This is a genomic window from Sulfitobacter brevis (genome assembly GCF_900112755.1).
Taxonomy (GTDB): domain Bacteria; phylum Pseudomonadota; class Alphaproteobacteria; order Rhodobacterales; family Rhodobacteraceae; genus Sulfitobacter; species Sulfitobacter brevis.
The window spans coordinates 1-18,225 of record NZ_FOMW01000011.1 but is presented as its reverse complement, the minus strand read 5'-3'; the positions used below and the strand labels follow the sequence as shown (position 1 = coordinate 18,225).

Here is an 18,225-nt window from a genome sequence, read left to right as displayed (position 1 = left end):
GTCTCCCCTTTCATGTTCTGGCGGGCACCCCCGCCGGTTTAATGGCAGACCCGTCAGCCTGCCGTCATCCGATACGCTTCGCGTTCGATATTCATAAATGCTGCACCGACCGCGCCCACCGATGCATAAAGTACCGAGGTTTTGGCCGCTTGCAGATCCGAAAAGAAATGCGTCGCCCAAGGCCCCACATGGGTGTTGAAAAACGTCTTCTGCTGGGTCTCGCTGGCTGCCGCGCCAAACCGCCCGACAATCATACCGCCCATCATTTCCATCAAGGAGGCGATGTTGTCTTCCGGCTCGAACACGTTCGGAGCGCGGGTAATGGTCAAAGCAGCCATGTCGCGGCGCAACCGCGCCAAAGGCTTCTCGTTCAAAAAACCTGTCAGATAGTAGCTGGCATAGGGCAGCAACTCGCCGCGTCCCAGACCGATGAACAGCGCGTGATATTCCGACATCGCCGTCTTGGGCTTGGTCACGGCCGCCACCCGCGCCAAGCCGGCAACGGCCTCGCCCAAGGGGCTGCTGTCGCCGCTCAATCCAGCGGTTTGCTCCAGCAACATCTGGTCGGGCGGACCCGACAAGATTAGCCCGAGGTAATTATAAAGGTCGGCGCGCAGGCGGTCTTCGTCGCTGACGACCAGTGCTGTTGCGGTAGTGGCGGTCACGCGGTGCCCTCCTGATAGGTAAAGACCATGCGCCGTGGCGCGGGCATTGCCGGAGCATCCTCGGGTGCTGCCTCGGCGATTTGAACGGGCGCATCGATCTCGGGCGCGGCCGCAGGGGTCGCGGCGAACAAAGGCTCGTCCTGCGCGGGGGTCTCTTCGGGCGCGGCCTCAACTGGCTCCTCGCACGGCGTCCCGGCCAACGCCTCTTCCGCCATCGCTTTCAGCTTGGCCATCTTCTCCACATGGAAGGTCATGCCCTTGCCCACCTGATAGGCGGTCTTGATCGGACCATTGCCGGTGCTGCCGGTCAGATAGTCGTCATCATAATCGTTTAACCCGTCAAGACAGGCCAGTACCGGATTGCTGCGCCATAGCTTGCGAAGCGCACGGTTGCGCAGGTGGTGCGGCACTGCCTTGATCATAAAGGCAGTAAAATCATCGCCCGCTTCCAGTGTGTCCGGATCGGGCAGACCCAAGGTCTCAAGTATTTCTGCATCCGTCTGCTCGGGCTCTGGCGGCAGTGCCGCTATCTGCGCGGCCTCAACCTCGCGGGCCTCGGCTTCCGCCTCTTCGCGCACGGCGGCGCGGCGGCGATCCCAAAAACTGGTGCGGGCGTTCATTGAACAACAGCCTTGCGGGTCGGCGCGCGGTATACATCCGTGGTCTGGTTGATCCGTGCATCGCCGATGCCATCTTGATCGCCGTCCACCCGCGCACGATCGCGGCGGCGCTTGATAAAGGCTTCTTCCTCGTGGTGGCGCGCCACATACGAGCGGACCCAGTCCTGCATGCCCTGCGGCATTGCCACTTTCTCCACGATGTCCTCGCCTGAATCCTCGTAATCCTGCGCCTCATAAGGCGAGGCGGTGATCAGCACCAGTTCCAACGGCAGATCGCCGCCTGCGGCACGACGTCGCAAAACGATATAGACCGACGGCTCGCGCGATCCCAGTTCATGAACATACGCTTCCGTATCGGACCGGTAGAGCGTTAAAGGCCGCGTGCCCGCATGGAACTCGGTCGCACTCCCGTCTTCGCGCAACAGTTTCCATTCGGCTGGACCGGCGCCTGGCAGGATCGCCAAGGCCTTCCACGCCCACTGAACCCAGCGCGTGACTCCCGCTGACCGGCGCATCACTACACCGACCGGAATCGTTTCTGAAGCTGGATACGTGTACATGAAGTCTCCCTAGTGCCTGCGATAATCGCACCAAGTGCCCGATAAGACAAAGTGTTTTTTACCTAGCGTAAACGCCCTAAAGTATAGTGCTGCCCCTCGTGCCCGAATTGGCTTTACCTTGGGTGCGTTTCTTGACTAGCTGTGGGCCGGACAAAAAGCGCCCTAATGCGCTTTGCAGGGAATGGAATGACAAAAAAACTGATGATCTGCGACTGTCTGGGCAGTCAGACGCTGGACGCCGTGACCATTGGCAGTGCCACGGGCCGGGTCTGCTCAAAGGTCTTCACTAATTTGTGTGACGCGCAGATTGACGAGGCCAGCGCCGCGATGGCCCAAGGCGCCGTCACCATTGCCTGTCAGCAAGAAGCACCGCGATTTTCAGCACTTGCCGAAGAGCTGGGCTTAACTGCGCCCGAATTTGTCGACATTCGTGACCGCGCCGGTTGGTCCGCCGATCCTGACGCCGCGCCGAAAATGGCTGCCCTTGTAGCCGAGGCGGCGCTGCCCGCATCTTCGGCCAATTTTGTCGATGTCATCTCCGAAGGCACCTGCCTGATCCTTGGCGCATCCGAAGCGGCGTTCGAGGCCGCTGCGACGTTGGCCGATACCCTTGCAGTCACGCATCTGCTGCCCACCGGCACGCCGCCACGCCATCTGCCCAGCTATGATACCGTGATTGGCAAACTCAGCCGTGCCACCGGATCGCTGGGTAATTTCGAGGTCCAGATCGACGCGCTGCAACAGGTCAATCCGGGTGGTCGCGAGGCCCATCCGCTGACCGCCCCGCGCGATGGCGCGCGATCGCAATGTGATGTGATCCTTGATCTGCGCGGCGAAGGCCCGCTGTTTGCCGCCGACGCCAAACGCGATGGCTATCTGCGTGCCGATCCGGGCAGCACCACAGCAGTCGCTGATGCGGTGCTCCAAGCCTCGCAGATGATTGGCACCTTTGAAAAACCGCTCTACGTCCGGTTCGAGGCCAATCTCTGCGCCCATTCCCGCGCCGGCCAACCCGCCTGTTCGCGCTGTCTTGATCTATGCCCCACTGGCGCGATCACGCCTGATGGCGATACCGTCAGCGTCGATCCGATGATCTGCGCAGGCTGCGGTGCCTGCTCGGCGGTCTGCCCCTCCGGTGCGATCAGCTTTGACGACCCGCCGGTCGATCACCTGTTTTTGCGCCTGCGCACCCTCGCCACAACCTACCGCGATGCGGGCGGCAAAGCGCCGCGCCTGTTGGTCCACGATGCCGATCATGGCAGCGAAATGATCCGCCTCGCCGCGCGTTTTGGCCGTGGCCTGCCCGCCGATGTGATCCCGCTCGAAAGCACCGCTTTGGCCAGCTTCGGCCACGCCGAAATGCTCGCCGCAGGGATGGCAGGCTTTACCCAGGTTACCGTGCTGCTCTCCCCCAAGACCGAGCGTGAGGCACCGTTGCGCGAAACCGATCTGGCCAATGCGCTGGCCGGGTCCACCCTCGTGCAACTGGCCGATCTTGGCGATCCCGACGCGCTGTCGGACTTGCTGTTTGATACCGCCGCACCCGCCACCAGCCACGCGCCTGCCCTGCCGATGGGCAACCGCCGTCAGGTCGCCCGTCTGGCCACCAAAACGCTCAACCCTGAAGGCACACAAATCGCCCTGCCTGCCGGCGCGCCCTATGGCGCAGTGCTGGTCGATACAGATGCCTGCACGTTGTGCCTGTCGTGCGTCTCGCTCTGCCCGTCCGGCGCGCTTGGCGATAACCCCGATATGCCGCAACTGCGCTTTCAGGAAGACGCCTGCCTGCAATGCGGCCTTTGCGCCAATATCTGTCCCGAAGACGCGATTACCCTCAAGCCGCAGATGGACATCACCGACGCCGCCTTTACCCAGAAAGTGCTGCATGAGGAGGAGCCGTTTGCCTGTGTCGAATGTGGCAATCTTTTCGGGGTGAAATCCACCGTCGAGAAGATCACCGAAAAGCTCGCAGGCAAGCACGCGATGTTCCAGAACAGCACCGCTGCGCGGATGATCCAGATGTGCGACACCTGCCGGATCAACGCCCAGTATCATTCCGAAAACAATCCATTCGTTGGCAAAGAACGTCCCAAACCCCGCACCAGCGAAGACTATTTCACCAAGCGCAAAGACCATTAGGCCCGCGCGCGACCCGCAGCCCGCGCACCTCGCGCGGCTGTCCAGATCAAAGGACCTCTCTCATGAGCGACGAATTCAACATGTCGATGCGCAAGTTCCTCAAGCAGGTCGGCGTGACCTCGCAACAGGCCATCGAAGAAGCCATGCGCAATGCCGGCGACACCGCTGGAAAAACCTTTCAGGCCCGCGTTGTGCTGACGGTGGACGGGCTTGACCTGACCCACGAAGTGACCGGCAAGATCGAAGGGCAATCCTGACGTGACCCCGACCCGCGAAGAAGTTCTCGACGTTCTGAAAACCCTCACCGATCCGGTCACCGGCACCTCGCTGGTGGAGGCGGGCGTCGTCAAGGCGCTAACCATCGGTGACGGTGGTGCCGTGCGTTTCGTTTTGGAAATCAGCCCGAGCCATGCCGATGCATACGGTGACGTACGGGCTGCCGCCGAGGCCGCGCTAAAGGCCATGCCGGAGGTCGGCCCCGTGTCGGTGATCATGACCGCGCATAGCAAACCTGCCGCCCCGCCACCGGACCTGAAACCGGGCCGCGCCTCCACGCCCTCCGGCCCGCAGAAGATCCCCGGAGTTGACCGGATCATCGCCGTGGCTTCGGGCAAAGGCGGTGTCGGAAAATCTACCGTCGCGGCCAACCTCGCCTGCGCTTTGGCCGCCGAAGGGCGCCGCGTCGGGTTACTGGACGCCGATGTTTACGGCCCCTCGCAGCCGCGTATGCTGGGTGTCTCTGGGCGGCCTTCCTCGCCCGATGGCAAGACCATTTTACCGATGCGCAACTACGGCGTGACGATGATGTCGATCGGCTTGATGACCAACGAAGACCAAGCTGTGGTCTGGCGCGGGCCGATGCTGATGGGCGCGCTGCAACAGATGATGACGCAGGTCCAATGGGGCGCGCTGGATGTGCTGATCGTCGATCTGCCACCCGGCACCGGCGATGTGCAGATGACGCTCGCGCAAAAAGCTGACGTGACCGGCGCAATCATCGTCTCGACCCCGCAAGATGTGGCGCTGATTGATGCCCGCAAGGGCATCGACATGTTCAACCAGCTTAAAACCCCGATCATTGGGATGATCGAGAACATGAGCACGCATATCTGCTCCAACTGCGGCCATGAGGAACATATGTTCGGCCATGGTGGCGTTGCGCTGGAGGCCAAGAAGATCGGCGTGCCGCTGCTTGCTGAAATTCCACTGCATCTGGATATCCGGTTGGCGGCCGACGGTGGGGCGCCGATCGTGGTGTCCAAGCCCGATAGTGCGCAGGCCCAAGCCTTCCGCAGCGTGGCGCGGCAATTGATCGCTGACGGCAACGCATGACCGAACCTACCTTTCCGCCGCTGTTTCAAGGCCGCGCTGCTGCCGCAGGGGTATCCCCCCTCGCGGCGGCTGTTGAGGCGGCGGCGGCAGGCTGTGACGCGGGATTGGTTTTGCATCAGATTGCCCCGGACAGGCTGCAGGCAGCTATCGTTTTTGCGCCGGAAACCCCGCTGGAACAGGCAGTTATCGCCCTGCCCCTCTGTGGTGTCGGTTTTCAGAACGCCTTGGGCGCACTGGCCCCTCCGGAGGTTGGCGTGCATCTGGGCTGGAATGGTCGCATTTGGGTCAATGGCGGCCATTGCGGCGATCTTAGCCTGCGCGCCTCGACCACAAATCCGCAGGATGTCCCTGACTGGCTGGTGATCGGCCTCGACCTGCCGCTCTGGCCCGAGAGCGAGGAGACCGGCCTGACACCGGACCGCACCGCGCTTTATGCCGAAGGTTGCGCCGAGGTCGATCCGACCCGCCTGCTGGAGGCATGGATCCGGCACACGCTCGTCGGCCTGAATACGTGGGAAGACGGCGGCACCGCGACCCTGCACCGCGAATGGACCGGCCTTGCCCATGGCATCGGCACCGAGATTACCACCGCCCAAGGCAGCGGCCATTTCCTCGGCGTTGACGAAAATTTTGGCCTGTTGCTGAAACAGGACGGGCACGCCAAGTTGATCCCGCTCACTGCCTTGTTAAAGGACACCCCATGAAACTCGCCCGTGCCATTCATTTTGACGAAAGCGACACCCGCGTCTTTCACAACCCCGCCCGCACCGGTGAATGGTGTGTTTCTGGCGGGTTCGAGTTCTCGGACTGGTCCCAAGGCGATCTGGTCGGCAAGCCGCGCCAAGCCTTCGCCAATGGCTGGATGGGGTGCGAAACCTTTGGCCGCGTTAGCTTTGTCGCCGTCACCCAGATTGAACCGAGCGAGCGGGAATGGATCATCACCGCCCTCGCCCAACATTTCGTCGACATCTATGGCGCCCCATCCGTCGAGGCGGCGCTGCCCGTCGCCACCGAAGAGGTCGATCACATGGTCTCGCTCTGTGACGATCATGACAGCAACACCCTGCTGACCGTGTCGCGCGAGTTGACCGAAGCTGGCGTGCGCGAAACCTACCGCGCTATCGAAGCCCGCGCCGCCGAACTCGATCAATTCGCGGTTCACGGCTCGCTTGATGAAGAGGATAACCACGGTCACGGGCACAGCCATGATGGCCACGGCCATAGTCACTAACATTGGGCATCGGCACGCGTCCAAGCGGGCCGAACCAAAGGTGTGCTATTCCGCGTTGAACACAAACAGCGTTTCGCCGTTGATCTTATAGCCGTCGATCAGGGCTTTGGCGGATTCGCTGACGAGCCAATCCTCCAGCTTCCGCGCCAGTTCAGCTTTAACATGACCCTGCTTCTCTGGGTTCACCGGCAGGTAGGCATATTGATTAAACAGAGCCGAATCCCCTGAGTAGAGAAGCTTTAGCCCCGCCTTGTTGCCAAACTTCAGCCAGCTGGCACGATCCGCAAGGATATAGGCATCTAGCCCTGCTGCCGTGTTAAGCGCCGCGCCCATGCCCGCGCCCACAGCATTATACCATGCGCCAAATTCTGTCGGATCAAGCTCCGCCTTGGCCCAGACCGCCAGTTCTGCCTTGTGGGTGCCACTGTCATCGCCCCGGCTCACGAACGGGGCCTGAGCCGCTTCAATGTCCTGCATGGCTTCAATGACCGAGGCATCATCCTCTACGCCCGCCGGATTGGCTGCAGGACCAATCAGCACGAAATCGTTATACATGATCTCGCGGCGATGGGTGCCATAGCCTGCGGCCACGAAAGCCTCCTCTGCCTTGCGCGAATGCACCAGAATTGCATCGACATCCCCCGCCTCGCCCAGCCGGATTGCCTGCCCCGTGCCAACCACCAGCAGTTGCACTTCGATGCCGGTGTCTTCGGCGATCTTGGGCAGCAAAACCTCGGACAGGCCGGAGTTTTCAAAGGAGGTGGTCACGGCAAGCTTCATCTGCTCGGCCTGCGCGAGTGTGCCAGCCAGCGTAACCGCAAGCGCGGTCATCAACATTTTCTTCATCTCAGGGAAAGCTCCATCAAGCAGCGGGTTCTGCCGCCAAGATGGAGTGTAAATAGGAGCGGGTTTCAACCCCCCTCAAGACCCCCTAAGCAATCACTTAAATGCGCTGATTAACAAATGATAACAACGTCCGAGACATCGCTATCGACCGCCTGCACCGCTGTCAGCACACGCGCGGCCAGATGGGTCTGCACATAGGCTCCATGAAAACGGCTTGGCGCGCGCAAGGTCAGGCGTCCCCCTGCCCGCTCGGCCCGAGCTAACGCGTGTAGCCAACTGCCGTAGACCCCCGGATCTTCGGCATGCAGCACCGCTTGCGCCAACTGCCATTCATACCCGTCGCCGATCTGTGGTGCGGGCACCGTACCGCGCACCGGCAATGGCACCACCCGTTGTGGCTCTGGCGTGCCTGTCATGCGCATCTCGAAGTCGGGACCAACGGCAGCCCATTGCGGTTCGGTTTTAGCGAGCAGGGCTTCGATATCAATACGGTACTCTGTCACGTGCCCACGTGCACCCTGGCGCCGCACCACCAGCCATCCCAACGCCCGTAGTTTGGCCATCTCGCGTTTGACGGTGCGCTCGTCCACTGACCACAGACGCGCAATCTCGCGCTGTCCCACGGCGAGTTCGTCACGGCCCCAATTGTAGCGGGCCGTGATCAGAGTGATCAACCGCAGCACCAGTCGGTGATCGTGTTTGCCGCCTGCGAGGGCATAGGCCCCGAGTGCGGTGATGATGTCATACTTCCGTGCACTGGCATGACGCCCCACGGGTTTTGGTGAAAGCATAGCTGCCCCCGTTTCGCACTTCGCCTTTAGAAGGGATGTGCCGCCTCGGTCGTGATCTCTTGTTGGATCGCTTTGAGGGGCGAATGCCAACGCACTTCCGGCCCCATGTCCTGATTTGCGTCCTGAACACCGATTCTGTCAAGGGCTGGTTTGCCTGAGGCTCGCCCGATCTTACTCATCAGAATAAAATTTAGGTATAATAGGTAAGGGGGGACATTCATGCTGTCCCTTAATGCGGCGTATTTGTCCCCCAATGTGTAGCGGATGCGCAGGGGATGTCCCGCATTATAGTGTCTCATCGCCAAGGTTTTCCCCCAAGTTTTCCGAATCGGAAGATCGCCGCGATCCGCTATAATCCATAGGTGCTCATGCAGAGGCCGCTTTTTGCAGATTTCACAATATAGCCCTTTCTTTGAAATGCAAATTCAGCGTAAATCAGGATAGCAGAGTAATTAGCGTTCTGGTCGGGGGGCGATACCGTTCCCCGCGGGGAACCACAGGCGACGAGGCACCCAATGTTTACCCATTCCGATCTGGCCAAGCTCCAGTCTCAATCTCTCAAGATGCAGGGGCATATCCGCAAGCAAACCTATTCTCCGGAGATGGAGAAAACGCTGCGCCGCTTCTCAAGTTGGGAGGTTGCGGAGCTTATATTCAAGATAAACCCTTCTACGCTGCGCGGACGTTTGGCCGCCGATCCTTCTTTGCCCGAAGGGGAGGTTGAGGAGGATGGTCGTCAGCGCTGGTACACTTTGCAAGAGATTAACGAGCTGCGCCGTCGTGTGCGGATCAAGAACCAGCCGCTTTTGCCGCCCCGTCCTGCAGGTAAGCGCGCTGTGCGGGCCGCGATTGCCAACTTCAAAGGCGGCGCGGGCAAGTCCACGGTGGCCCTTCACTTTGCCCATGCAGCAGCACTCGACGGTTACCGCGTGTTGGCAGTGGATTTTGATCCACAAGCCACCCTCAGCCACTCGATGGGGCTCAGCGATGTGTCGGAGGAGTTCACTGTTTGGGGGATCATGGCGCGGGACCTGATCCAGGAGACCGAGCGGATGAATGCTGCGGGGCGCGGCGCTGAATCCGGCACCGCCCTGCCCCAGCGCCAATTGCCAGCTTCGGTGACCGGCATGGGCTTAAATGCGTTGCGGATTACCGATTTTATCAAGCCCACCAGCTGGCCTACCATCGACCTTGTGCCAAGTTGCGCCAATGCGGCATTCGTCGAATTTGCGAGCGCCCAGTATCGGCATCTTAACCCCGAATGGTCGTTCTTCGCCGCCATGTCGCGTTACCTTGATGCGATCCCGCCGGACGCTTACGACATCATTATTTTCGACTGCCCACCTGCGATTGGCTACCAATCTATGAACGCTGTTTTCGCCGCGGACGTGCTCTATATCCCCTCTGGTCCCGGCTACTGGGAATATGACAGCACCACCAGTTTCATCGGCCAGTTGTCCGAAGCGCTGGAGGACCTCGGCAAGTTTCGCGGCGGGCTACCTGAAGGGACCAGCGCGGAGAAAGCATTCTCCGATATCCGGTTCTTGCTCACACGGTTCGAGCCCAACAACGATTTGCACCGTGCGATGCAGCAAGCATTTGGTCAGGTTTTTAAGCCACATGTTACAGAGCACCCGATTGAGATGACCCGTGCGGTCGAGCAGTCAGGGCGGTTTTTGTCGTCGATCTACGAGATGGATTACCGGCAAATGACGCGAGAAACATGGCGCCGCGCGCGAGCGTCTTTTGATCGGGCCTACGGCGAATTCCGCGGGACGCTGGTGACAGCCTGGGACACTTTGGAGGATTGATAGATGGCAAAGAAACGCAGCATATTTGACATTGATTTCGAACTTGAAGAGGGCGTCGAACAGCAGGGGTTCCCCGCGGGGAACGAGCCTGCACCCGAGACCAAGTCGTTTTATATACAGGGCCACCCCCTGCAGAACGATAGCCCGCCGCCTGCGCGACGCGGGCCTATGGCGTCTGCAATCTCTGAAACGGCTGATGCCACCGCCGAGCGCGCGGCGGCTGAACTTGCGATCCGCGCCGAGAACGACGCGCTGGCTCATGAGCATGTCCGCCTGAAGAAGCTCGGACTGATCACCGATTTGATCCAGACAGCGAAGGTGCAAACTGCAAAGCTGACGCGCGATAGGTCCGCGAACGTTGATCCCGAGCTGGCGGAGTTAAAATCCTCTATTCAGGCGGTTGGTCTCTCCAACCCGATTCGTGTCGAGCAAACTGCCGAAGGTTATGAGCTCATTCAGGGTTTCCGCCGGCTGGCGGCATTTCGCGAATTGGCGGAGGAGACCGGCGACCCGCGCTACACCCGTATCCCGGCGGCTATGGTTCCCCGCGGGGAACCGCTCGTGGATCTTTACCGGAAAATGGTTGACGAAAACCTGGTGCGTAAAGACCTGTCGTTTGGTGAAATGGCGCAGTTAGCCATGGCATACGCAAAAGACGCGCAGATTGATTCCGGTGAAGCCGTGAGCGTTCTCTATGCTTCCGCTCTTAAGCAAAAGCGGAGCTACATTCGGCAATTTGCCAAGGTGTTGGGTGAGCTGCAGGGCAGGGTGCGTTTTGCCGAAAGCTGGCCACGGGCTGTCGGCTTGGGACTATGCAAAGCTTTGGAATCCGACGCTCAGAAAGCTGTCGCGATGATTGCAGCACTTGATAAGGCACCCGACCGTGACGCGGCGCAAGAGCTTGGTATCCTCAAGGCATGCGTTAGCCAAAAGCGCGGCCTTGAGGGAAGTAGAGCAGTCTCTAAGACTACCATTAAGCTCACACATCGTGAAGGTGAGGTTAAGGTCACAGCGGAAGATGGTCGGATTGAATTGCGGTTGGAGCAGGATTTTTCGGCCCACAGCAAAGCGCGCCTTCAGTCAGCAGTTGAGGCCTTCTTGGACAGGCTCAAATCCGATGGTTAGACTCTATTCGGGCCAGAAGCGGGCAAGACAAGGAGAGGTTCCCTGCGGGGAACCTTTTTCGTTTATACCACCGGCATGACCAGCGCCATTGAACCGGCGAGGAAATGTCGCTCCATTTGTGAAAAATTGCCGATTGACGAGCTGTGATCGGATGTAAATAATACAACTTATGATTGCGCCCTGTGCTGCCGAGATCGTCGGCAAGCAGCCACAGAGACGGACCGCTGCCTGCTAAAAGCGCGCCGGTCATCTCGCTCATGCCCCACCCTAAGGATAGGCAGCCTAACCTAATGAGATAAGGCTATGCCCCATAAGGTTCGAAGAACAATTAGCAAATAGCCGCTAAGTTTTTCATTAACCTTGTCCGTTTAGACCAATGGGGTGCGTACGTCTGATTCACCTCGTGGCGACGCGCAGGTATAGCGGACGATGTTGCGTGATCCTCGGGCAACCGGACCTATAGCGGCAATGAGAGAACCTGATGAAAAATGCCAATTTTTGCCGCCGTGGATCGCATATCCTGTTGGGCGCGTTGTTATGGCTCTGTCTCTCTGTCGGTGTCTTCGCCCATGGCGCGTGGCTGGGCGGGGGCGGCATCGCACTTACACCTGCGTCTCGACAGCTCATCGCGGATAAAATGGCCGCTGGACTGCCCCCGATCGAGGTCGGTGACAGCCTGACGGTGATTGCCGATTTTCCTGTCATTGCCGAAGGCACTTTGGACGGGCCGGGCGGTTACTCTACGCTTTATGTGCCTGCGGGGACCCAAGTCGTTAGCACTTACATTACCGATGTCGCAGGCAACGCGCTGGATGCGCGTCCGGCCCGCGCATCCACTGGGTCGGGTGTGTCCAAAGGGTGGGGGCCGAAAGGGCAACAAGTCTTTGATATTTCAGCAAATGGCTGGGATCCGTCTGATACGGCTCAGTGCCAAGCTGCGGGATATTCGATTGCCAATTGCAATGCGGGTCTTGCCTATACTTACGGCGACACGGGGATTTTCTATTCCAACCGGTCCGATACTGCGCTGTTTGCCAATGGCTCGACCATCGCGACCCTTCAAAACGGCTATTTGGTCAACCCGACCAACGGAGCACCTTGGCCCAGCGTTGGCGGCACAGGGACGCCGCGTGTGCATAACAAATGGGACGCCGTGCAGATCAATGCCTTCGGCTCAGGCGGCACCATCGACCCAAACGGCTTTTCGGCTGCTGAAGAAACCACCATCACCGGCGGCCGCGGGGCAACTCCGTTCAGGGCAGGCAGCCCGGTCGCGGGGCCAGAGTCGGGTGCTGATTGGGATCGCTACGGCACAACCGGGCCATGGAACCGGATAAGCTATCCCAGTTCCTGTGAGGCGAACGACCCGCTTTTGGCAGGTCCTGACGGACCGGCGACCGGCGCAGGATCAGTCTTTCCCGAAGCCTTGGACCCGGGCGTAAACACCGTCGAAGTTTGTACAGAAACGACGGCGGGATTCGCGCTGAACAGCAGCACCGCTGCGGTGCTTCCCGTGGATACAAACGCGGTGCGGTACGCCTTTGGCGGCATCGCGCAGGGAGAAACGTATTACGCCACGATGGAGGTGAAAATTACCGATCTTGATGCCATCGGCCATTTTAACGCCGAAGGCCACGGCGGCGATTCGGCCGAAGGGGCGGCTGCAGGGAATGACAACCCTTGGCGTTATTGGGTTGCGGGGACTTCCGCGGTTTCGCCAGCAGGCCCTGATGACCTTTTCGTCTCGATCACCGTCTCCGCAGTCAATGGCGCGCCCTACAGCGGTGGCGCGATCCCCCAAGGCGCAACGCTGACCTATCGGGTGAGTTATGTGAACACATCGCTCAGCCCGATGACCAACATCCAGACCACTGCGACCCTTCCCGCAGAGATCTCCGGGACCGACAATTTCCGTGTGGTCACTGGCGCGGATATACGGCCTGCGGTGAACCCGGGGCCTGGTATCTTTTCATTCGCCACGCTTCCCACATTGAATGGACTAGGCAGCGGCGCTATCGAATTTGACGCCTATGTTGCCACGGCGTCGGGGGGGACTATCACTGCGGATACAGCCAACTCGAGCGATGAGGGCGGCGCCGATACCGACAGCGTTACGGTCAATGTGACAGCCGAACCGACCGACACCTTGCCCGTTTGTAATGGCAGTCTTTACTCTGCCGTCGATTGGGCCAATGATCATCCCGGAGCTTTGGACGCTACGTCAACAATCGGTCGCTACGGTATCAACGGTACCGTGATCGCATCCGCTAATTCAAGCGCAAGCTTCCTTCGTCCCGCCTCGATTGGTACTTCAAATCAGCTTTACGCTACCGGATACGGGGGCAATCCACTCTTCACGCAGCAGTACACGACGCTAGAGGTGAATTTTGACACACCTCTTAGGGGGGTAAGCTTCTTTGTCGCAAGCTTGGATTTCGACGAGTCGGTGACCGTTTACGGCGAAAATGGGGGAGTCCGTGTTCAGCCGGCGGTCGCAGATGGCTCGATTGCCGTGAGTATGCTGCGGGTGGCCAATGCCGACGGATCTGTTTTGGCTGAGCGGGACAACGGCGTTTCAGGCGGCGGTCTCGCCGAAAACTCCGCGGTAAATGTGGGTTTCGGCGCACCCGTCGATCGCATTGTCATCGCGCATACCACCCGCCAGTATAACGGCGCGAGTTTCGCGGGATCGCTGCAGTTGACCGATATTCAGGCCTGCGCGGACTTCACCGATGCCCCCACAATTTACGGCGATGCCCTCCATGCTTTGCCGCAGAATGCTACGGTATTCCTGGGCGCAACAGTTTCCGGCGACACAGGCCCGGGCAATGCCAGCGATGCCGGATCGGATGATGATGACGGCGTTGATATTCCGCCGCTGGTTCAGGGTTTCCTCGCGACAATTGAGGCGACAGTGCAGGGTGCGGGGGGCAACCTTACCGCTTGGATCGATTACGATGGCAATAGTATTTGGGACGTCGGCACTGCCGAAGAAATCGCGATAAACCTCCAGGACGATGGTACAGGCGCCGATACCGTGGCGGGCGATGGGTTGATCCAGTTCGAAGTGATCGTTCCGGGTGATGCGGTCCTTGACCAGACATTTGCGCGGTTCCGCTGGTCGACTGCGCCGACCTTGGGGATCGCCGATGCTGCACCTGACGGGGAGGTTGAAGATTTCCCTATCAACATCGCCGCAGCCCCCTTGGTCGATCGTGGCGATGCTCCGGCGAGCTATGGTGACCCATTGCATATTATTGCCGAAACAGGGGTCGCAGGTACCTATCTGGGCGCGCTATCACCAGACCCTGAAGCGGCCTCACAGGCCTCACCCGATGCCTCGGGGGATGACCTTGATGGCAACGATGACGAAGACGGGGTGGTTCTGCCGCAATTTTTTGCAGGCGGCACTACTGAGGTAGTGGTGGTCGTTAACGAGGTGACCGGCGGTGTCGGTGGTATCACGGGCGGGATTGCATATTTGCAGGCCTGGATTGATTTCGATGGCAATGGCACTTTTGATGCTTCCGATCAAATCGCCACGAACCTACAGGATGGCAGTGCGGGCGACAAAGACGGGGTCTTGAACGGCGAAATCCGGTTTGACGTTTCGGTCCCCGCGACATCGGTGCTGACGCCAACCTTCGCGCGGTTCCGCTGGTCGACCACAGAAGGTGTGGTGCCGGTCGCCCTTGATGGGGAAGTGGAGGACTATTTGACCACCATTTCGGGTGACGTTCCTCCGGTCTCTTGCGACAGCGGCCTCTACCTGCTTGCGGATGATCCGAACCAACTACGCAAAATTGGGTTTACCGATACCGGCGCGGGCTATGCGATGAATTTGCAAACGTTCGGCACCGCGCCGCGCGTCTTGGAGGCGGGGTGGGGATACAACGAGCTGGATGGATACATCTACGGTGTGCGCCCCGGTAAGGACGAGCTGTGGCGCGTGGATGGCGCCGGAGAGTTTACCGAAATGCCCAATTTCCCAGGCAGCGCTGACCGAGGTGAGGACGCCGGGGATGTTCTAACGAACGGAATTTTGGTCTATGAGGTGGATGGTGTCACATGGCAGTTGCTGGACCTGACCGACCCGTCGAACCCGCTCGACGCAGGGCAGCTTGCGTTGTCTCAAACCGTTACTGTGTCGGATTTCGCGGTCAACCCGCTGGACGGTTTCATCTATGGGATCAACGAAGACACTGGCCGGGTATTTCGGGTATTTGCCAACAACGGAGTCGCAGGTTTGGCAACGGTGATCGAGTTTGGACCGGCAGATTACACGGGCATCTGGTCGGCGGTATTCTTCGATGAGAATGGCAGGATGTACGCCTACGAAGAAGACAGCAACGCGATCTATCTTATTGATACAACAAGCGGAAATCGATTGAGATTGGCAACAGGACCGGAGGAGGGCGGGTTCAGCGATGGTGCATCTTGTCGGGGCGGCACGCCTTTCGCGCTCTCCGGTTTTGGCGGCAACATTTATATCGACCAGAACGCATCGGACGTCAAAGATGTAGGGGAAATTAATCTGGGTGGCGGTATCGCGGTCGATCTCTATTCCGACAATGGCACCCCGAATGACCTGAGCGACGATAGCTTTTTGCGCACAACAGATACCGAGACTGACGGAACTTACGCCTTTGTCGGTCTACCTGCCGGCGCCACATATCGGGTAGAGGTCGATGTGAATGACCCCGACTTGCCTCCCGGATCGCAGATCGGGACCTCGAACCCGCTTGTCGGGGTCACGGCGGATACAAACAGCTTCACCGTTGCGCGCGATTTCGGATTTGATCCACAAAATTCGGATCTTTCGATTACCAAAGAGGCGTTTCAGGCAGGGACGACATCTCCGGTGACCACGGCCGTGGTCGGGGACGTGATTGACTGGGTGGTGAGTGTGACGAACTCCGGCCCGGGCTCCCCCTCGAGCGTGCGGGTGATCGAGCGTATTCCGTCCGGATTTGCCTATATCAGCGATACGGCGCCGCCAACGGGCGATTATTACGACCCCGGAACCGGCGAGTGGTTCGTTGACGAAATACTGTCAGGTGCGACAGAGACTCTCACGGTCCGGGTACGCGTCACGGCAGGGGGCGATTATACCAACGTGGCTGAGATCACCGCGAGTTCCTTGCCCGATCTGGACAGTGATCCCGCAGTGGGCTTGCAGGTGGACGACCTGAGCGATGGCATTGCGGATGATGACGAAGCCTTTGTCACGATTGAACTGGCCACGACCGCGAGCCTGATCTCGGGGCGGTTGATCCGTGACAATGGCGCGGGAGGAGGCACGGCGCATGACGGGCTGGCAACGGGGGGCGAAAGCGGAACCAGCAAGGGATCAATTTTGCTCATGGATGACAGCGGTGCGCTGCTAGCCAACCCTGTTTTGGATGCGAACGGTCGGTGGTCTTATTCCCTCGCGGCTGGATATACGGGCGATCTCACCGTTTCGGTTAGTGCAGCAGAAGGATGGCGGGCGATATCCGAAGCTCCCGGTGCCTTGCCGGGCCTGGTGAATACTGACCCGCACGATGGCACGTACAGCTTTACGCCAGCATCGGGCACCAATTACAGTGATTTGAATTTAGGCGTAATTCCGTTGCCAACATTGAGCGAACATCGCGAAGCAAGTATCGGAGCCGGACAAATTGCGCTTTTGCCCCATCTCTACCGCGCACGTAGCTCGGGAACAGTCAGTTTCGCTTATACAGAGGTGACACAGCCGTCGGTTGGGGCATTTTCGGTCGCGCTGTTTCTGGACAGCGATTGTGACGGCAATCCGGACCAGCCGCTGAATGATCCAACTGTGGTCCAGGTCGGCGAGCAGCTTTGTCTGATATCGCGGGTTTCATCGGGGGGAGGACTGCCGCCAGGAAGTGTGCTGGCATATAAGCTGGAAGCGGCGACCCAGTTTACTGGAACCACGGTCAGCCATGCGATCTTCAATCAGGATCGCGTAACGGTCGAGGTCGGCGGCGGGCAGCTTGTGTTGGTTAAAACCGTGCGCAATGAAACGCAAAATACGCTCGAAGGATATTCCAACAGCGCTTTGCCTGGCGATGTGTTGGTTTACCGGATCACGATTATCAATCCCAGCCGGGATGTGGCATCGGGTATATCGATACATGACCGTACGCCGCCTTATTCGGAACTGGCAGAGGTGATTAGCACCCCCGTTAATGTCGGCCCGACACTGGTATGTTCGGTGGCCGATCCCGGAACAAACTTTTTGGGCTATATTGGTCCGCTGCGATGGGATTGTTCCGGTAGTCATGGGGCGGGAGCAGAGGGCAGCGTTTCTTTCAAAGTGAGGGTAAGCCCCTGATCGGTTAAGATTGCGGTCATAGGCGGGCACGTCTGATCTGGCCTGATATATTACACGGGCGTCACAGAAGGGCGCTTCTGCGTAGCTATGAGGTCCGTCGGCACGGGTATTTTCAGATACCCGCGCCATGGTCTCGGTTTCTACGATGCTGAGCCCGGTTTCGCTTGCAACGCTATGCTATGCCGCAACTTCATCCTATAACACCTTTGCAAATCCCCTCGTTTTCAGGATGAACCAATGAGCCAAGCTGCCGCCACCGATGTTGCCCGTATCGAGATTGACGATGACATCGCGACGATAACTTTTACCCGCGCCGACAAGCGCAATGCGATGAATAACGCGCTGGTGGCTGCACTCGACGGGTTTTTCTCGAACCCGCCTAAGGGGGTGAGCGCGGTAATCCTTAATGGTGAGGGCGGGCATTTCTGTTCGGGGCTCGATCTGTCGGAGCATGAGCATCGCAGCCCTGTCGACACCGTGCACCATTCGCGCAACTGGCATCGCGTGGCGGACTTGATCGAGTATGGCGGGCTGCCGGTGATCGCGGCGATGACCGGCGCGGTGATTGGCGGCGGGTTGGAAATTGCAACAGCGGCGCATGTGCGGATCGCCGAACCTTCAGTGCGGTTTCAACTGCCCGAGGGGCGGCGCGGCATTTTCGTAGGCGGCGGCGCTACGGTGCGGGTAGGCCGGATTATCGGTGCCGACCGAATGCGCGAAATGATGTTGACAGGACGGTCCTATGGCGCCGAGGACGGGTTGGCGATG

Annotated in this window: 15 protein-coding genes; 9 read left to right on the top strand and 6 right to left on the bottom strand. The window is 59.5% G+C overall.

What is annotated here, in order from left to right; genetic code table 11:
* Nucleotides 1-53: 53 nt before the first annotated feature.
* Genes BM174_RS14965 through BM174_RS14955 form a run of 3 tightly spaced genes read right to left on the bottom strand, consistent with a single transcriptional unit; the run spans nucleotide 54 to nucleotide 1,845 of the window.
* Nucleotides 54-665, bottom strand: a complete 612-nt coding sequence (locus tag BM174_RS14965) for a TorD/DmsD family molecular chaperone (RefSeq protein ID WP_245766390.1) — start codon at nucleotides 663-665, stop codon at nucleotides 54-56.
* Nucleotides 662-1,285, bottom strand: a complete 624-nt coding sequence (locus tag BM174_RS14960) for a DUF3306 domain-containing protein (protein WP_093924669.1) — start codon at nucleotides 1,283-1,285, stop codon at nucleotides 662-664. Before BM174_RS14960 ends, BM174_RS14965 begins: the two co-directional genes overlap by 4 nt.
* A complete protein-coding gene (locus tag BM174_RS14955) occupies nucleotides 1,282-1,845 on the bottom strand; it encodes a DUF3305 domain-containing protein (protein ID WP_245766389.1) in 564 nt (187 codons plus the stop codon). The genes BM174_RS14960 and BM174_RS14955 overlap by 4 nt, the downstream gene beginning before the upstream one ends.
* Before the next feature lie 186 nt (nucleotides 1,846-2,031).
* On the opposite strand from BM174_RS14955, the gene BM174_RS14950 reads away from it, so the two are divergent.
* From BM174_RS14950 to BM174_RS14930, 5 genes are all read left to right on the top strand, one after another.
* On the top strand, nucleotides 2,032-3,984 hold the full coding sequence (locus BM174_RS14950) for a 4Fe-4S binding protein (RefSeq protein WP_093924668.1): 1,953 nt from the start codon (nucleotides 2,032-2,034) through the stop codon (nucleotides 3,982-3,984).
* 62 nt (nucleotides 3,985-4,046) lie between these two features.
* Complete coding sequence (locus BM174_RS14945; RefSeq protein ID WP_093924667.1) at nucleotides 4,047-4,241, top strand: DUF6494 family protein; 195 nt, start codon at nucleotides 4,047-4,049, stop codon at nucleotides 4,239-4,241.
* A 1-nt stretch (nucleotide 4,242) separates the two neighbouring features.
* On the top strand, nucleotides 4,243-5,316 hold the full coding sequence (locus tag BM174_RS14940) for an Mrp/NBP35 family ATP-binding protein (RefSeq protein ID WP_093924666.1): 1,074 nt from the start codon (nucleotides 4,243-4,245) through the stop codon (nucleotides 5,314-5,316).
* The gene (locus BM174_RS14935) at nucleotides 5,313-6,020 is read left to right on the top strand and encodes a biotin/lipoate--protein ligase family protein (protein WP_093924665.1); all 708 of its coding nucleotides are present in this window, start codon (nucleotides 5,313-5,315) and stop codon (nucleotides 6,018-6,020) included. The genes BM174_RS14940 and BM174_RS14935 overlap by 4 nt, the downstream gene beginning before the upstream one ends.
* The gene (locus BM174_RS14930; protein WP_093924664.1) at nucleotides 6,017-6,547 is read left to right on the top strand and encodes a DUF6505 family protein; all 531 of its coding nucleotides are present in this window, start codon (nucleotides 6,017-6,019) and stop codon (nucleotides 6,545-6,547) included. The genes BM174_RS14935 and BM174_RS14930 overlap by 4 nt, the downstream gene beginning before the upstream one ends.
* A gap of 45 nt (nucleotides 6,548-6,592) precedes the next feature.
* Here BM174_RS14930 and BM174_RS14925 read toward each other — a convergent pair whose 3' ends face one another.
* Nucleotides 6,593-7,393, bottom strand: coding sequence for an ABC transporter substrate-binding protein (locus BM174_RS14925; RefSeq protein WP_093924663.1), 801 nt, complete (start codon nucleotides 7,391-7,393; stop codon nucleotides 6,593-6,595).
* A gap of 110 nt (nucleotides 7,394-7,503) precedes the next feature.
* The gene (locus BM174_RS14920; protein ID WP_093924662.1) at nucleotides 7,504-8,184 is read right to left on the bottom strand and encodes a hypothetical protein; all 681 of its coding nucleotides are present in this window, start codon (nucleotides 8,182-8,184) and stop codon (nucleotides 7,504-7,506) included.
* Nucleotides 8,185-8,699: 515 nt separating this feature from the next.
* Here BM174_RS14920 and BM174_RS14910 point away from each other — a divergent pair.
* Nucleotides 8,700-9,995: an AAA family ATPase gene (locus tag BM174_RS14910; RefSeq protein ID WP_093924660.1), complete on the top strand. Its 1,296-nt coding sequence runs from the start codon at nucleotides 8,700-8,702 to the stop codon at nucleotides 9,993-9,995.
* Nucleotides 9,996-9,998: 3 nt separating this feature from the next.
* A complete protein-coding gene (locus BM174_RS14905; RefSeq protein WP_093924659.1) occupies nucleotides 9,999-11,120 on the top strand; it encodes a ParB/RepB/Spo0J family partition protein in 1,122 nt (373 codons plus the stop codon).
* On the opposite strand, the gene BM174_RS20840 is transcribed toward BM174_RS14905, so the two are convergent.
* Nucleotides 11,104-11,379 carry a hypothetical protein gene (locus BM174_RS20840; RefSeq protein ID WP_143092463.1) on the bottom strand — a complete coding sequence of 92 codons (276 nt, stop codon included), beginning with the start codon at nucleotides 11,377-11,379 and terminating at the stop codon, nucleotides 11,104-11,106. The genes BM174_RS14905 and BM174_RS20840 overlap by 17 nt on opposite strands.
* A gap of 222 nt (nucleotides 11,380-11,601) precedes the next feature.
* Here BM174_RS20840 and BM174_RS14900 point away from each other — a divergent pair, with 222 nt between their 5' ends.
* The gene (locus BM174_RS14900) at nucleotides 11,602-17,457 is read left to right on the top strand and encodes a DUF11 domain-containing protein (RefSeq protein WP_093924658.1); all 5,856 of its coding nucleotides are present in this window, start codon (nucleotides 11,602-11,604) and stop codon (nucleotides 17,455-17,457) included.
* Between the two features lie 237 nt (nucleotides 17,458-17,694).
* Nucleotides 17,695-18,225 (top strand): crotonase/enoyl-CoA hydratase family protein (locus BM174_RS14895; RefSeq protein WP_093924657.1); only part of this gene is annotated, 531 nt, incomplete at its 3' end.

Excerpts from the sequence above, each read along its gene's own strand:
- BM174_RS14910 (WP_093924660.1), top strand. The coding sequence starts at position 8,700 with ATGTTTACCCATTCCGATCTGGCCAAGCTCCAGTCTCAATCTCTCAAG.
- BM174_RS14955 (WP_245766389.1), bottom strand. The coding sequence starts at position 1,845 with ATGTACACGTATCCAGCTTCAGAAACGATTCCGGTCGGTGTAGTGATG.
- BM174_RS14920 (WP_093924662.1), bottom strand. The coding sequence starts at position 8,184 with ATGCTTTCACCAAAACCCGTGGGGCGTCATGCCAGTGCACGGAAGTAT.
- BM174_RS14905 (WP_093924659.1), top strand. The coding sequence starts at position 9,999 with ATGGCAAAGAAACGCAGCATATTTGACATTGATTTCGAACTTGAAGAG.
- BM174_RS14960 (WP_093924669.1), bottom strand. The coding sequence starts at position 1,285 with ATGAACGCCCGCACCAGTTTTTGGGATCGCCGCCGCGCCGCCGTGCGC.
- BM174_RS14930 (WP_093924664.1), top strand. The coding sequence starts at position 6,017 with ATGAAACTCGCCCGTGCCATTCATTTTGACGAAAGCGACACCCGCGTC.
- BM174_RS14935 (WP_093924665.1), top strand. The coding sequence starts at position 5,313 with ATGACCGAACCTACCTTTCCGCCGCTGTTTCAAGGCCGCGCTGCTGCC.
- BM174_RS14900 (WP_093924658.1), top strand. The coding sequence starts at position 11,602 with ATGAAAAATGCCAATTTTTGCCGCCGTGGATCGCATATCCTGTTGGGC.
- BM174_RS14945 (WP_093924667.1), top strand. The coding sequence starts at position 4,047 with ATGAGCGACGAATTCAACATGTCGATGCGCAAGTTCCTCAAGCAGGTC.
- BM174_RS20840 (WP_143092463.1), bottom strand. The coding sequence starts at position 11,379 with ATGAGCGAGATGACCGGCGCGCTTTTAGCAGGCAGCGGTCCGTCTCTG.
- BM174_RS14950 (WP_093924668.1), top strand. The coding sequence starts at position 2,032 with ATGACAAAAAAACTGATGATCTGCGACTGTCTGGGCAGTCAGACGCTG.
- BM174_RS14925 (WP_093924663.1), bottom strand. The coding sequence starts at position 7,393 with ATGAAGAAAATGTTGATGACCGCGCTTGCGGTTACGCTGGCTGGCACA.